Below are 15,703 nucleotides of genomic sequence, written 5' to 3'. Positions count from 1 at the left end.
AAAGTGTAGCTCTTATAGGTGAATTACTTCATCATAAGCATCTGCTACTGCTTCCATCACAGCCTCACTCATTGTAGGGTGTGGGTGGATGGTTTTTAATACTTCGTGACCTGTAGTTTCAAGCTTACGTCCTAAGACAGCTTCTGCAATCATATCTGTAACTCCTGCACCTATCATGTGACATCCTAGCCACTCACCATATTTTGCATCAAAGATTACTTTTACAAACCCATCTTTTGCTCCAGAAGCACTTGCTTTACCAGATGCAGAAAAAGGGAATTTACCTACTTTCAGTTCGTATCCAGCTTCTTTTGCTTGCTTTTCTGTCAGTCCTACAGATGCGATTTCTGGAGTTGCATACGTACATCCTGGTATGTTGCCGTAGTCTATTTTTTCTACGTTCATACCTGCAATTTTTTCTACACAAGTAATTCCTTCTGCAGATGCTACGTGAGCAAGAGCAGGACCAGGAGTTACATCTCCTATTGCATAGTAACCTGGCATGTTAGTTTGGTAAAAATCATTAACGATAATTTTGTCTTTATCTGTTACGATACCTACATCCTCTAAGCCTATGTTTTCAATATTAGTTTTGATTCCTACAGCACTTAATACGATATCAGCCTCAAGGATTTCTTCTCCTTTTTTAGTCTTTACCGTAGCTTTTACACCAGTCTTTGTTTTTTCAACTTTTTCTACAGAAGAGTTTGTCATCACTTTAATTCCAGCTTTCTTCATTGAACGCTCAAATTGTTTTGATACATCTTCATCCTCTACAGGAACAACGTTTGGTAAATACTCTACAATAGTTACTTCTGTACCCATTGTGTTATAAAAACTAGCAAACTCAACACCTATAGCTCCAGATCCTACTACAATCATAGATTTAGGTTGCTTCTCAAGTGTCATCGCTTTACGGTAACCTATTACCGTCTCACCATCTTGCTTAAGATTAGGTAACTCACGTGAGCGAGCGCCCGTTGCGATTATAATATGGTTTGCGCTATATTCTTTACCGTCTACATCTACCTTTTTACCAGGCTTGATCTTTCCGAAACCGTTTATAACGTCTATTTTATTTTTCTTCATTAAGAATTGAACACCTTTGCTCATTCCCTCTGCCACTCCACGACTACGTTTTACAACTGCAGTAAAGTCTTTTTCTACTCCTGTTGCTTTAAGACCATAGTCTTCTGCGTGATTTAAGTATTCAAATACCTGAGCACTTTTAAGAAGGGCTTTTGTAGGGATACAACCCCAGTTTAAACAAACGCCTCCTAGGCTTTCTTTTTCAATAACCGCAGTTTTTAAGCCTAACTGGCTTGCGCGTATTGCTGTTACATATCCGCCTGGACCACTTCCTAAAACGATTACATCATATTTGCTCATATCTAGATTTTTTTAAGTCTAATTATTGTAGTTCAAAAATACGGATTATCCCGTCATATATAAAACACAAAAACCGAAGTGTTTGCTTCGGTTTTAATTGTTGTTTTTACGCTTTCGCGAAAGCGTAATTCTTATTTTTCAAAATCTATACTTAGTGAATTTACACAGTATCGTTGTCCGCTTGCAGTAGGGCCATCGTCAAAAACGTGTCCTAAGTGAGAACCGCAATTAGAACATAGAATTTCCGTTCTTATCATTCCCAGTGATTTGTCACGTACATACTCTACAGTTCCTGGGATGGACTCGTCAAAACTAGGCCATCCACAACCACTGTCAAATTTTGATGCGCTTTCAAAAAGCTTTTGGTCACAGGCACCGCAATGGTAAGCGCCTTCTTCGTTGTGTAGATTATAAGTTCCAGTAAATGGGCGTTCTGTTCCTTTTTCTCTCAGTATGCGATAACGTTCTGGGCCTAGCTCCTCGAGCCATTCTGCCTCCGTTTTTTGTATTGGGTAACTCATATTATTTTGATTCTGGCACAAATACGAGTGCATCTCCATTAATACAATGTCTTTTTCCTGTAGTTTCTTTAGGTCCGTCGTTAAAAACGTGTCCTAGATGTCCTCCACATGTAGCACAATGCTCTTCGGTTCTTGTATAACCAAGTTTACGATCAGAGCTATATGCTATATTTCCTTCTATACCTCTGTCAAAACTAGGCCAGCCAGTTCCACTATCAAATTTATTTTTTGTTTTAAAAAGCGGTGTGTCACAAGCAGCACAGTGAAAAGTTCCCGCTTCTTTTACATTATTGAGCGGGCTAGAGTTAGGTCGCTCTGTACCTTCTAAACGCAATACATAATATTGTTCTTCGGTTAGCTGTGCTTTCCATTCCGCATCTGTTTTTGTAACCTCAAAGCTTTCTTTTTTGCTCTCTTGAGCAGACCCTGTGCAACTAGTAAAAATGCTTAATAAAGCAAATACTCCTATTATTCTTTTCATATCAATTTTCTTTTTAAGTAAAGTTAATTCATTACTGTAGACTTGGTCGTTAAAGCATTGTGAAAATGACATGGTATCCTCAATTTTAAACTTGTATATAACGACATAAAATATACATCTGCTGGTCATGTATTGTAATAATATTATTAATAAATTATGATATCCCTTGATTTTGTACCTTATAAATGTGAATAATTCATGCTTAGTTATTTATGATTTAACCTATATTTAATAGCTCATAAAGAGTTGTACTCTTAATAATAGTTACATTTAAGATATTACCTAATTACCTGAAACTATGAATATTCTTCATGTAAGTGCCGAGTGTTATCCTGTTGCAAAAGTAGGCGGGCTAGCAGATGTGGTTGGTGCTCTCCCAAAATATCAAAATCGCATAGGTCATACTGCTGCGGTGATAATGCCGTATTATAAAACGAGCTGGGTGGAACGGGCGACAGGTTCTATAGTCTTTTTTCACAACATAGTCATAGAGGGTACAACGTATTTTGGCGAAGTTATAGATGTAGATAATGAGCTGGGTTTTCCATTGTTTTTAGTCAGAATCACAGAGCTTACAGATAGAAGGAAGGTATATGGATATGAAGATGATCCATTGCGTTTTGTTGCTTTTCAACGAGTAGTGCTACAATGGGTGTTAAGTTTAAAGAAAAAACTAGATATCATGCATTGCCATGATCATCATACAGGATTTATACCTTTTATGATGCAACGTTGCCCAGAGTTTGATAGCCTTATGAAAGTACCTACCTTACTTTCTATACATAATGCGCAGTATCAAGGTAACTTCTCACACGATATGGTTGGAATGTTACCACGCTTTCGCGAAAGCGATAAAGGACTCCTAGATTGGTACGGTGATATAAACCCACTTGCTGCTGCTATTAAATGTGCATGGCGAGTGAATACTGTATCTCCATCATATATGGTGGAATTACAAGAAAAAGCAAATGGACTAGAAGGCTTGCTTAGAGACGAAAAATCAAAGTGCGTGGGGATTCTAAACGGTATTGATGCCGAAACATGGAACCCTGCTACAGATGATTACCTTATTAAAAATTATACAATAAGAACGAGAGTTAAAGGCCGTGAGGCTAATAAAAAGGCTATTTGTGATGAGTTTGGGTTAGACGCCTCAAAACCACTTTTCGGGTTTATAGGTAGGCTGGTCTGGGAGAAAGGAGCAGATTTATTACCTGAGATTATTGATACTGCTTTAAAACAGCATGATATTAATATCATTTTATTAGGGAGCGGCTCGCAAGAAGTAGAACGCCAGCTAGAGGAACTTAAGACCAAGTATAAAGGAAGATATAATGCTCATATAGGTTATGAAGAAAGGATGTCACATCAAGTATATGCTGGAGCAGATTTTCTTTTAATGCCTAGTAGGGTTGAACCTTGCGGTTTAAATCAGTTATATAGCTTAAGATATGGTTGTATGCCTATTGTGCGACGCACTGGAGGGTTAAAAGATACAGTTATAGATATAGGGGATGGCGGTCATGGTATTTGTCATGATCAAACTTCTGTATGGGATGTTGTATACAGCATAGAGCGCGCTTCTCTTTTTTATAAGGATAAGAAAGCCTTTAGTGCAAATCAAAAACAAATGATGGAGATAGACCACAGCTGGGAAAACGCAGCAGAAACCTATGTCTCATTATATAAAGAAATGATACCTAAGGAAGTCAACATAAAAAAATAAAAATACCAAACTCTAAAAGCAACACAAACATGAATAAGGAAGTACTAGCAATAATATTAGGGGGCGGTCAAGGCTCAAGATTATATCCACTCACAGCACAAAGATCAAAACCCGCAGTTCCCATAGCAGGAAAATATCGTCTAGTAGATATTCCTATTTCAAATTGTTTGAATTCCAATATTAAAAGGATGTTTGTGTTAACTCAGTTTAACTCGGCTTCCCTTAATAAGCATATTAAGCACACTTATCAATTTTCATATTTTTCTGACGCATTTGTAGATATTCTTGCAGCTGAGCAAACTCCAGAAAATAAAGGTTGGTTTCAAGGCACTGCAGATGCTGTAAGACAGTGTTTACACCACTTTAAAGGTTATGAGTCTGATTATATTATGATACTCTCTGGAGATCAATTATATCAGATGGATTTTAATGAAATGCTAGATGCTCATAAGGCTTCTGGAGCAGAGATAAGTATTGCATCACTGCCGGTAAATGCAAAAGACGCGACATCGTTTGGTATTCTCAAAACTAAAGATGACAATATGATTGACTCTTTCATAGAAAAACCAGCTGCCGAACTTCTTCCAGAATGGGAATCTGAAGTTTCACCAGCAATGAAGAGCGAGGGTAAACACTATCTCGCATCTATGGGGATTTATATTTTTAATAAAGATTTATTGATTAATCTGCTAGAGGGGACGGATACCATGGATTTTGGAAAAGAGATTATTCCGCAATCTATAGAAAACCATAAGGTACTTAGTTATGCCTATGAAGGGTATTGGACAGATATAGGGAATATCGATTCCTTTTTTGAGGCAAACATAGATCTAACGTCAGATATACCTAAGTTTAATTTATTTAATAAAGGGCAAAGTATCTTAACGAGACCACGTGTATTACCACCAACAAAAATCTCTGGAACAACGCTTGAAAAATCTATAGTAGCGGAGGGTAGTATCGTACATGGTAGTCGTATTGCAAATTCTGTCATAGGAATACGATCACGTATAGGTAAAGGTACAGTTATAGAAAATTGTTACGTGATGGGAAGTAATCGCTTCTTAGATCTTGAAGAGATTAACTCCGCTCGTGATAAAGGAATCCCACACGTAGGTATAGGAGATCGCTGTTTTATAACTAACTGTATTATTGATAAAAATGCAAAAATAGGTGACGATGTTCGTATTACTGGAGGAAAGCATCTAGACGATGTAGAAACAGATACTTATGTAGTGCGGGATGGCATCGTGGTTGTAAAGAATGGAGCTACTATAGTGTCAGGAACAACTATTTAATGGCAGAAGTAATAGCACATAGCTTATTTACAGCATTTGACATTGACCTTTTTAAGGGAGGAAAACACTACCGTCTCCATGATAAAATGGGTAGTCACGCCATAACTGTAGACGGTGTAGATGGAACTTATTTTTCCGTATGGGCACCTAGTGCAAAACGCGTATCTGTAGTAGGTAATTTTAATTACTGGAATGAGGACGAGCATATTCTCAACGTACGATGGGATGGAAGCGGGATTTGGGAAGGTTTTATCCCAAAAGTATCTCATGGTGAAGTATACAAATACAAAATTCACTCCAACCACAACGGTGTTGTTACAGAAAAGGCAGACCCGTATGCGAGACGAGCAGAGCACCCACCTCAAACCGCTTCTGTAGTTTATAAAACAAATCATAACTGGAAGGATGGTGCGTGGATGAAAAAACGCCACAAGCATAATAGTCTTAGTGCACCTTACTCGGTGTATGAGATGCACCTAGGGAGTTGGAGAAGAAAGCAGGAAGAAAGAAACCGCAGCCTTAGTTATACCGAACTAGCCAGCGAACTCGTGGCTTACGTAAAAGAATTAAACTTTACACATGTGGAGTTTATGCCAGTAATGGAGCATCCCTATGATCCTAGTTGGGGTTATCAAATTACAGGATATTTTGCGCCTACCTCTCGATTTGGATATCCTGAGGAGTTAATGACTTTGATAGATGCGTTGCATCAAAATGACATTGGAGTAATTTTAGACTGGGTACCTTCTCATTTTCCAGAAGATGCGCACGGTCTTGGTAACTTTGATGGGACAGCCTGTTACGAGCACCCAGATAGAAAGAAAGGATGGCATCCCGACTGGAAGTCACTTATATTCAATTACGAACGTAGTGAAGTGAGAAGCTTCTTGATTAGTAATGCGCTCTTCTGGTTAGAGCAATATCACGTAGATGGCTTGAGAGTAGATGCTGTAGCTTCTATGCTTTACCTCGATTATAGTAGGGAAGAAGGCGAGTGGGAGCCTAATGATCAAGGAGGGAGAGAAAACCTCGCTGTAATTTCGTTTCTAAAGGAGCTTAATGCAGAGGTGTATGCTAGTTTTCCAGATGTTCAAACCATTGCAGAGGAGTCTACTAATTTTCCAGCAGTGAGTAGGCCAGTATTTTCAGGAGGTTTAGGTTTTGGGATGAAGTGGATGATGGGATGGATGCACGATAGCCTTGCTTACTTTAAAAGAGATACTATCTATAGAAATCATCACCACAATGAGATTAGCTTCTCAATGACCTATGGTTTTACAGAAAACTTTATGCTACCCTTATCTCATGATGAGGTGGTTTATGGTAAAAATTCTATTATAGGTAGAATGCCTGGTGATGAGTGGCAACGCTTTGCAAATCTTCGTCTTCTGTATACCTATATGTATACGCATCCGGGTGGGAAATTGCTATTTATGGGAAGCGAATTTGGTCAAGGTACAGAGTGGAATTTTCAAGAACAACTAGATTGGTACGTGCTAGAATATGATATTCACAAAGCAGCACTAAGTGCTTTTAAAGATATTAATGGTCTGTATACAAGTACACCAGCATTGTACGAGAAGCAATTTGAACCAGAAGGTTTTGAATGGATTGCACATGACGATAATACAAATGCCGTACTAAGTTACATTAGAAGGGGCAATGATGAGAATAGTGTAGTTGTGTGTGTGTTTAATATGACACCTACACCCCAACCTCAGTATCGCATAGGGTTACCTTTTAAAGGAAGCTTACGCGAAATATATAACAGCGACGCAAGTAAGTATGCTGGTACTGGTGATTATCATAACAAAGCATTAGATGTTACCCAAACCTCTTGGAATGGAAAAGATCACTCGGCGGTGGTGAAAATAGGGCCTTTGGCGGGAGTGATTTTTGAATTGAAGAAGTAGTTAGTGACTACATTTCAATTTGGTAAACAGAGAAAATAATGAGGCTTATATAAATGCACACTTGCGGGACTCTATAACCCCGATTGTAATGAAAATCCCGCAAGAGCAGACCCAAGTCGCGATGAGGAATTGTAATGTAAAGCGGGATGAAGATCTAGATAAAGAGCAATGATTGTGTGTTCTAAATCCTCTAAAAGTCATATAAATACCATTTCTGAGCTTACGAAAACGTTAGCGTTAATAACTAATTACGAATTAACTTCATTTTTACACGATATAGTGTTTATTTGAGAGTAAAATAACAATTACCATGATTGTAAATACCGAATTAGAGCAAAAAGGGAATCAATTTCCTAAAAAGGTGGTAGATGTCAAACAAGAGACAGATATCTTATATTTTACTACCTCAAATGAGGTGATTTTAGAACTTACTGTGCTGCGAGATAGTGTGATACGTTTTCGCTTTGCAACAGGTGGCGTTTTTGAGCCAGACTTTTCTTATGCGATAGATGAAGATGCTCCTCGTGGCTACAATCATCTAGAGCTTACAGATGATGATAACTATTATCATGTAAACACCGCAAAGCTTCATATACGTATTGAAAAAGAGAGCCTACAGACCAGTATTTATGATACAGAAGGTAATCTCATAAACGAAGACGAATTAGGTTTTCACTATGAGGAGAGCTTCCAGTATGGAGGTAATATAGTTAAGATGAGTAAGAAGGCGCAGCATGCTGAGTCCTATTACGGGCTAGGTGATAAGCCTATGCATTCTAACTTACGAGGAAAACGAGTACATAACTGGGCAACAGATCAATATGCATTTGCAAAGGATCAAGATCCTATATATAAAGCCGTCCCTTTTTACATAGGGCTACATCAAAAGAAGGCATACGGTGTGTTTTTTGACAACACCTTTAAAACTTATTTTGATTTTGCTCATGAGCGTATGGGAGTTACAAGCTTTTGGGCTCAAGGAGGTGAGATGAATTATTACTTCATCTATGGTCCTGAGATGCCAGATGTGGTAGCGAGTTATACAAACCTTACAGGAGTTCCTGAGTTGCCACCGTTATGGGCACTGGGGTATCACCAGTGCAAGTGGAGTTATTTTCCAGAAAGCAATGTAAAGGAGATTGCAAGTAAATTTCGCGAACTCAAAATTCCTTGTGATGGGATTTATCTAGACATCGATTATATGGATGGCTGGAGATGTTTTACATGGAATAAAGATCATTTTCCTGACCCTAAGAGAATGGTAAAAGAACTAGCAGATGATGGTTTTAAAACCATTGTGATCATAGATCCAGGGATTAAAATAGATAAAGATTATTGGGTTTATAATGAAGGTGTAGAAAATGACTACTTCTGTAAACGCGCAGATGGTCCAGCTATGAAAGGTAAAGTATGGCCGGGAGAGTGTAATTTTCCTGATTATACAAACCCTGAGGTACGCGATTGGTGGGCTGGTTTATTCAAAGAGCTTATTCAAGATGTAGGCGTAAAAGGAGTGTGGAATGATATGAATGAGCCTGCAGTGATGGAGGTTCCAGGAAAAACATTTCCTCCAGATGTGCGTCATAATTACGACGGGCACCCTTGTAGCCACTTAAAAGCACATAATATTTACGGTACTCAAATGGCTCGCGCTACTTATGAAGGAGTGAAGAAATTTGCGTATCCTAAACGTCCTTTTGTAATCACAAGGTCTGCATACTCAGGAGCGCAACGTTACACAAGTTCTTGGACGGGTGATAACGTGGCTAGCTGGGAGCATTTATGGGTAGCAAATATCCAAGTGCAACGTATGTGTATCTCAGGGATGAGTTTTACAGGTACAGATATAGGAGGATTTGCAGAGCAACCTACGGGAGAGCTTTATGCTAGATGGATACAGCTAGGAGTTTTTCATCCTTTCTGCCGTACACACTCCTCTGGGCATCATGGAGACCAAGAGCCGTGGACCTTTGACGAAGGTGTGACAGATATCGCTCGTAAATTTATCAACTTGCGTTATAGATTATTACCTTATTTATATACTATGTTTTATGAGTATATCAAGAAAGGCACGCCATTATTAAAGCCGCTTGTATATTTTGATCAAGATGATGCGCAAACGCATTATCGTACAGACGAGTTTATCTTTGGACATCATATTCTAGTTTGTCCGATACTAGAGCCAAATGCTAAAGGACGTCGTATGTACGTTCCTAGAGGACAATGGTATAACTACTGGACTAAGCAAATTGTACAAGGAGGTAAAGAGCAGTGGGTGGATGCAGATATTGACGAGATGCCATTGTTTGTAAAAGAAGGAACCATCTTACCTAAGTATCCTATACAGCAATATGTAGGAGAGCTTGAGATAGAGCAAGTAGAACTTGAGGTGTACTACGGTCTAGGTAAAAATGCTTCAAAATTATATGAAGATGCTCAAGATGGATACGATTATAAAAAAGATCGTTACAGTTACCGCACCTTCAAAATGGTAGGTAGAGAGAAAGACTGGATTATACAACAGCACAAACGTGGGGACTTTATTACTACATATGACACTTTTAGAATACACTTAATAGGTTTACCGTTTGAAATCACGACTATAGAGTTAGATAATGAAGAGATTTCTATGGAAGATGTGCATTTTGACCCGAAAGCTTGTGCTTTAATCATTAAGAAAGATTTCACAGAGCTACACCTAAGCGGTATTTAACATTTGCGTATTTTTATATTCTGATTTAAAACCATCATTATGAAACTTAAAAATACATTTGTTCTTATCATGACTTTACTTCTTGTATGTGCATGTAAGACAAGCCCGTTTACAGGCAAGAAGACACTTAACTTTGTAAGTAACGATCAGTTATTTCCAATGGCATTCCAGCAGTATGACGCATTTCTATCTGAAAATAATGTGATTACTGGAACAGCAGATGCTAATATGGTAAAGCGTGTAGGTGAAAAAATAGCCGTAGCAGCAGAGCGTTACCTTACGGCATTAGGAGAGCCTGGATATTTACAAGATTACCGCTGGGAATATAATCTAGTAAAAGATGAAGCAGTAAATGCCTGGTGTATGCCAGGAGGAAAGATTGTAGTGTACACTGGGATTTTACCAATTACTCAATCTGAAACTGGACTTGCCATGGTAATGGGACATGAGCTTGCTCACGCACTTGCAGATCACGGTGCACAACGTATGAGTGCTGCACAATTACAACAATATGGAGGTGTTGCCACTGCTATTGCGGTAGGAGGTCAAGATCAAGCAAAGCAGCAGCAAATCATGCAACTTTATGGTATAGGTTCACAAGTAGGAGGGATGCTTCCTTTCTCACGTAGCCATGAAACTCAAGCAGACGAGATAGGTATTGTAATCGCTGCTATAGCTGGATACAACCCTGATGAAGCAGCAGAGTTATGGAAACGTATGAAAGCTGCAAGTGGAGGTGAAGCACCACCACAGATTATGAGTACGCACCCATCATCAGATAGTCGTATTGCAAATCTTACTGCCAAAGCGCCAATGGCCAGAGCAGAAGCTGCAAAATTTGGCGTGACGAGCTTCAAATAAGAAATTACAATAATATATAGTTTAAAAAGCTGTGCACTCGCACAGCTTTTTTATTTTAGTGCTATGAAAGAACAACTCAAAAAAGGTGACAAGAAATTATTAAATGCTTGGGCATTTTATGACTGGGCAAACTCCACCTACAGTCTTGTCATTGCATCTGCTATATTTCCATTATTTTATGGAGCTCTTTTTAGAGGAGCCGGTATAGAAGAGATTGAAGTTTTTGGGATGATGCTGCGTCGTAGCCCGCTTATATTTTATACCACAGCGGTTGCCTTTTTAATAGTAGCTATTATTTCTCCTATTCTCTCTGGAGTGGCAGATTATCTGGGCAATAAGAAATTCTTTTTAAAACTCTTTTGCTATCTAGGAGCTTTCTCTACAATAGGTTTATACTGGTTTAGCCTTGAGCATATATACTTGAGTCTTACGTTATACGCATTGGGACTTATAGGTTTCTGGGGAAGTCTAGTTTTTTACAATTCATACTTGCCAGATATTGCGCATCCGGAGCAGCATGATAAGATAAGTGCAAAGGGATATTCCCTAGGGTACATAGGGAGCGTGCTGCTACTTGTAGTTTGTCTAGCAATGATACTTGGGTATGAAACATTTGGTTTTGAAGACGAAGGTTTCCCCACACGTTTATCATTTGTTCTTACTGGAGTCTGGTGGATAGGTTTTAGTCAGTATACCTACGCCTATTTGCCTCAAGGAAATCAAGCACAAGGAAAGCTTACCAAAGATGTATTCTTTAATGGCTTTAAGGAGTTAAGAGCTATTTGGTCGTCTATGCAAGACCAACTACGTCTTAAAAAGTATCTTATCGCCTTTTTTGTATACAGTATGGCCGTACAGACAGTGATGCTTGCTGCAGCATATTTTGGAGAGCAAGAACTAGAGTGGGGTAGTGATAGCGAGCGCACGACGGGATTAATTGTGAGTATACTTTTAATACAACTTGTAGCAGTGCTGGGAGCTATACTTACTTCAAAACTTTCGGCGCGTGTGGGTAATATAAAGGCACTGGTAATTATTAATATTATTTGGATCGTAATTTGTGGCTGGGCATACTTTGTGTATACGCCGTTCCAATTTTACATTACTGCTGGGTTTGTAGGTTTAGTAATGGGTGGTATACAATCACTATCACGATCTACCTATGCTAAGTTTTTACCAGAAACAGAGGACACCACCTCATACTTCAGCTTTTATGATGTTGCCGAGAAAATAGGGATCATCATCGGTATGTTTCTATATGGTTTCATAGAGGAACTTACTGGAAGCATGCGCTATTCGATTGTGTTTTTAATTTTATTTTTTGCAGCAGGTGTCTTACTATTACTTCGAGTGCCTAAAGACAGAACGGTAATTACGTAGGTTACGCTTTCGCGAAAGCGTAAAAAAATCCCGCTATTACAAGTAGATTGGGTTTCTTTAAAATTTATTATTCAATATTTAAGTTGCTACGGCATATAAGAGATAGTTATGGCTGGATTTATTCAAGAATTCAAAAATTTTGCGATTAAGGGTAACATGATTGACATGGCAGTAGGTATTATTATAGGCACTGCTTTTAATAATGTGGTAAATACTATTGTAAAAAAAGTAGTGATGCCACCACTTTCGTTACTTACAGATGGTATAAACCTATCCGATAGAAAATACCTTTTACGTGCAGCCGAAGGGGAAGTGACAGAGATAGCAATAGGTTATGGAGAGCTTATTGAGGTGTCCATAGATTTTTTGGTAATCGCAATTACCATTTTTGTAGTGATTAAAGGAATAAATAGATTTAAGGATAAAGCAGAAGATCCTAAAAATACAGAAGAAAAAACTCCTAAAAATATTGAGCTCCTTTCAAATATTGAACATCTTATGCAAGAGCAAAATAAGTTGCTAAAGGCTCGCAATGGCTCATAACCTAAGCACAAAACAGTCCAATAATTTGATTATGTTTGTGTTTCAGATTTAGAAATTCCTACTACGATGAAAAAACTACACGTTTTATTTTTATTTATAATGATGATTGCCGTGACGGTGACCTCTTGTGATGACGAACCTCTAGAAGGAGTTTTTAGCGTTACAGGTGATGGCTCTGATCCTGATGCGATAGATCCCGATAGTGAAGAATGTCAGACAGCGTTTGATGTTCTGGCTGTAACGCAGGCTACATTTTCTGGAGCAACTGCTTCAAATTATGCTCAAGCATGTGAAGCATACTCGATAGCCCTGCAGGCAACTATTGCAGTTTGTGGAGACTCCTCTGGGGAACTACAATCAATGCTTACAAGTCTAGGCGACTGCTCAACAGCAGACCCGTGTTTACAAGCTAGAGTAGCCACAAACGTTGCTTTAGCAGCTTTTAGTAATGCTAGTAGTGATAATGAAGAGCAGCTTTGTGTTGCATATAGCAACGCCTTATCTGCTCAGATAGCTGCCTGCGGTGATGCAGATGGTAATATCCAATTGACTATTGATTCTCTAAACTGTGGAGGTGATTGTGCCGCTGCACAAGAAGCTGCGTTAGTAGCGCAAGAAGAATTTAATGCGGTAGATACAGAGGATGAAGATGCATTGATAGCTGCATGTCAAATCTATACGGCAGCATTAGAAGAAGAAATAGCTGCATGTGGAGACGAAGATGGAAGTCTTACAGCTATTCTAGAAGACTTAGGAGATTGCTCGTCGCCAGCGCGAGATGGCTTTGTACAAGGAACCGTAGGAGGCGATTTTATAAACTTTAATACAACGAATGTTTCTATAAGTGGCTCTTTGCTAAGTGTAGTGAGCACAGACATGGATACGGGAGATACTTTTAGATTTGACATCGTGCTAGAACAAACGGGAGATAGTGTGATGCAAAACACAATTATAACTAAAGATGGTGTTGTGCACACACCATCTATAGAAGCGACGACTCCATTTGTAAATAATATCACTGCAAACGATGGTACTACAATCGTAGGAACTTTTTCTGGAGCCTTTACAAATCCAGATGACGAAGAAGTACTCACAGTAGATGGAGTGATTAACATTGTCTATTAATATCTATAAACGACATTATTTTAAAGAGCATCTGTAATCAGATGCTTTTTTTATGTGTTATTATTAATGATGGCTCATTTATTGTACATTTAATTCTATGAAAAAAATATATATGAAAGGTATAGCTATTGCTATGCTCATGTTTGTGACTGCGACTGTATGCGCTCAAAGGGAGCGAGTAAAAGGAAGTAGAAATGTGAAAGATGTATCTGAAGTATTACGCCCATTTACAGATATTAAAGTAACAGATGGTCTAGAAGTAACACTTATAGCAGATTCTCAACCAGGCTATGATCTTGAGATGGATGATAACCTTATAGAACTCATAAGCTTTGATGTGCGTGATAGTCTATTGTTAGTTTCGGCTAGAAAAGATATCAGAAGTGCAAAACGTCTTAATATTACCGTGCGTTTTGTTACGCTCAATTCTGTAAGTCTAGATGCTAAGAGTAAAGTGAAAGCGCAATCCATTCTTAAAGCAGATTCTTTTACAGGAAACTTTCTAGATGATAGCCAGTTTCAAGGGGAGATAAAAGCAACCCAAGCTACCATAACGGCAAATTCAAATTCAAAAATAGAGATGGATTATATGGGAGATGATCTGACTGTGAGTGTTACAGATAACGCTTTCGCGAAAGCAGATATCAACACTAAAAAATTCACGCTCTCGGCATCTGAAAGAACAGACCTAGAGTTAATGGGAAATGCTCAAACGGTAACGCTGGATTTAAAAGATAATGCAGAGTGTAGAGCTCAAACTTTTAATACAGATGTGATTAATGTAATAGGCGTAGGAAGCACAACAACAATTGTAACTGCAGATCAAGAGATTGTTGTAGATCTTGCAGATAAAGCACAACTTCAAGTATATGGTGAACCTAAATTAACGATAGAACGTTTTACAGGAACTTCAAAAATCTTAAAGAAAGAGGAATAGTTGTATTCCATAAGTCAATAAAAAATGCCCTAATAAGAGGGCATTTTTTTGTTATAAAGAAGAGTTTAAAAACTATCCTCTTGTAATATCTCCAGATCCAGAAACCTTAGTGTCTTGCTTTGTTGGATTACCCAGATACTCAATATCTCCAGACCCAGTTACACGGGCTTTGATACTTTTTTCACAAGCTACGCGTATGTCACCAGATCCAGTTACCTGAGCATCTACCATTTCTGCTTTAAAACGTCCTGCTTCTATATCACCAGATCCAGTAACTTTTACAGTATGGTCTTTTGTGTAGCCTTTGAGAATAAGATCACCAGATCCTGTAACGCGACTCTCTGTGCGATTTGCCTCCACAATAAGAGCAACATCTCCAGAACCTGAGACAGAAACCTCAAAAGTATTTGCTTTGATTACATCATCACTCATAATCTCCCCAGATCCTGATAATGATACACGATCTAAATCTCTAAAAGGGATTTTAATTTTAATATCCTTTCCGTAGCTCGTCTTTAGATTTTGTTTGTTTTGAACTTTGATAGTAAGTCTATCGCCGTTTACTTCTGTTTCAACATAATCTAGTAAGTTACTTTCTCCTTGTAATGTGATTTCTCCTTCATTACCTGCAACAAGTGTCACGTCAAAGAAACCTGCAATGCTTATCTCGTCATATTCACCCACGTTGCGTGTTTCGGTTTCTTCTTGACCATTACCTTTTACTCCCTTTCCCCACCATTGCGCATGGATTTGTGTACTTACTAAAAGAATAAAACTGAGTGCGATTAATTTTTTCATAATTGTTGTTTTGATGAT

Annotated in this window: 13 protein-coding genes; 9 read left to right on the top strand and 4 right to left on the bottom strand. The window is 38.4% G+C overall.

The annotated features are described in order from the left end of the window. Nucleotides 1-12 precede the first annotated feature (12 nt). The 3 genes from lpdA to msrB (D017_RS00860) all read right to left on the bottom strand — a co-directional run bounded on the left by lpdA (nt 13) and on the right by msrB (D017_RS00860) (nt 2,391). Nucleotides 13-1,389: a dihydrolipoyl dehydrogenase gene (gene lpdA / locus D017_RS00870; protein WP_035334160.1), complete on the bottom strand. Its 1,377-nt coding sequence runs from the start codon at nt 1,387-1,389 to the stop codon at nt 13-15. A 131-nt stretch (nt 1,390-1,520) separates the two neighbouring features. Next, a complete protein-coding gene (msrB, locus tag D017_RS00865; protein WP_035334159.1) occupies nt 1,521-1,910 on the bottom strand; it encodes a peptide-methionine (R)-S-oxide reductase MsrB in 390 nt (129 codons plus the stop codon). 1 nt (nt 1,911) lies between these two features. After that, nucleotides 1,912-2,391 (bottom strand): peptide-methionine (R)-S-oxide reductase MsrB, encoded by a 480-nt coding sequence (gene msrB, locus D017_RS00860; RefSeq protein WP_035334157.1) that lies wholly within the window; start codon nt 2,389-2,391, stop codon nt 1,912-1,914. Nucleotides 2,392-2,689: 298 nt separating this feature from the next. Here msrB (D017_RS00860) and D017_RS00855 point away from each other — a divergent pair, with 298 nt between their 5' ends. The 9 genes from D017_RS00855 to D017_RS00815 all read left to right on the top strand — a co-directional run bounded on the left by D017_RS00855 (nt 2,690) and on the right by D017_RS00815 (nt 14,887). After that, nucleotides 2,690-4,117: a glycogen synthase gene (locus D017_RS00855; protein WP_035334156.1), complete on the top strand. Its 1,428-nt coding sequence runs from the start codon at nt 2,690-2,692 to the stop codon at nt 4,115-4,117. A 29-nt stretch (nt 4,118-4,146) separates the two neighbouring features. Further along, on the top strand, nt 4,147-5,415 hold the full coding sequence (locus D017_RS00850; RefSeq protein WP_035334154.1) for a glucose-1-phosphate adenylyltransferase: 1,269 nt from the start codon (nt 4,147-4,149) through the stop codon (nt 5,413-5,415). Continuing rightward, nucleotides 5,415-7,328: a 1,4-alpha-glucan branching protein GlgB gene (glgB, locus tag D017_RS00845; RefSeq protein WP_035334152.1), complete on the top strand. Its 1,914-nt coding sequence runs from the start codon at nt 5,415-5,417 to the stop codon at nt 7,326-7,328. Before D017_RS00850 ends, glgB begins: the two co-directional genes overlap by 1 nt. A 310-nt stretch (nt 7,329-7,638) precedes the next feature. After that, entirely contained in the window at nt 7,639-10,041 is a 2,403-nt protein-coding gene (locus D017_RS00840; RefSeq protein ID WP_035334151.1) for a glycoside hydrolase family 31 protein, read from the top strand. 39 nt (nt 10,042-10,080) lie between these two features. Further along, nucleotides 10,081-10,902, top strand: a complete 822-nt coding sequence (locus D017_RS00835; RefSeq protein WP_051583757.1) for a M48 family metallopeptidase — start codon at nt 10,081-10,083, stop codon at nt 10,900-10,902. A gap of 63 nt (nt 10,903-10,965) precedes the next feature. Further along, a complete protein-coding gene (locus D017_RS00830; RefSeq protein WP_035334149.1) occupies nt 10,966-12,282 on the top strand; it encodes an MFS transporter in 1,317 nt (438 codons plus the stop codon). 108 nt (nt 12,283-12,390) lie between these two features. Continuing rightward, entirely contained in the window at nt 12,391-12,825 is a 435-nt protein-coding gene (gene mscL, locus D017_RS00825) for a large-conductance mechanosensitive channel protein MscL (RefSeq protein ID WP_035334148.1), read from the top strand. A gap of 66 nt (nt 12,826-12,891) precedes the next feature. After that, on the top strand, nt 12,892-13,950 hold the full coding sequence (locus tag D017_RS00820; RefSeq protein WP_152023837.1) for a hypothetical protein: 1,059 nt from the start codon (nt 12,892-12,894) through the stop codon (nt 13,948-13,950). Nucleotides 13,951-14,047: 97 nt separating this feature from the next. Next, nucleotides 14,048-14,887 carry a DUF2807 domain-containing protein gene (locus D017_RS00815; protein WP_081804613.1) on the top strand — a complete coding sequence of 280 codons (840 nt, stop codon included), beginning with the start codon at nt 14,048-14,050 and terminating at the stop codon, nt 14,885-14,887. Between the two features lie 72 nt (nt 14,888-14,959). On the opposite strand, the gene D017_RS00810 is transcribed toward D017_RS00815, so the two are convergent. Beyond that, nucleotides 14,960-15,685, bottom strand: coding sequence for a head GIN domain-containing protein (locus D017_RS00810; protein ID WP_035334142.1), 726 nt, complete (start codon nt 15,683-15,685; stop codon nt 14,960-14,962). Nucleotides 15,686-15,703 lie beyond the last annotated feature (18 nt).

Origin of the sequence: Dokdonia sp. PRO95, assembly GCF_000355805.1 — a bacterium.
Classification (GTDB): Bacteria; Bacteroidota; Bacteroidia; order Flavobacteriales; family Flavobacteriaceae; genus Dokdonia.
The sequence above is the reverse complement of the archived record's forward strand: the minus strand, read 5'-3'. Positions and strand labels throughout refer to the sequence as shown.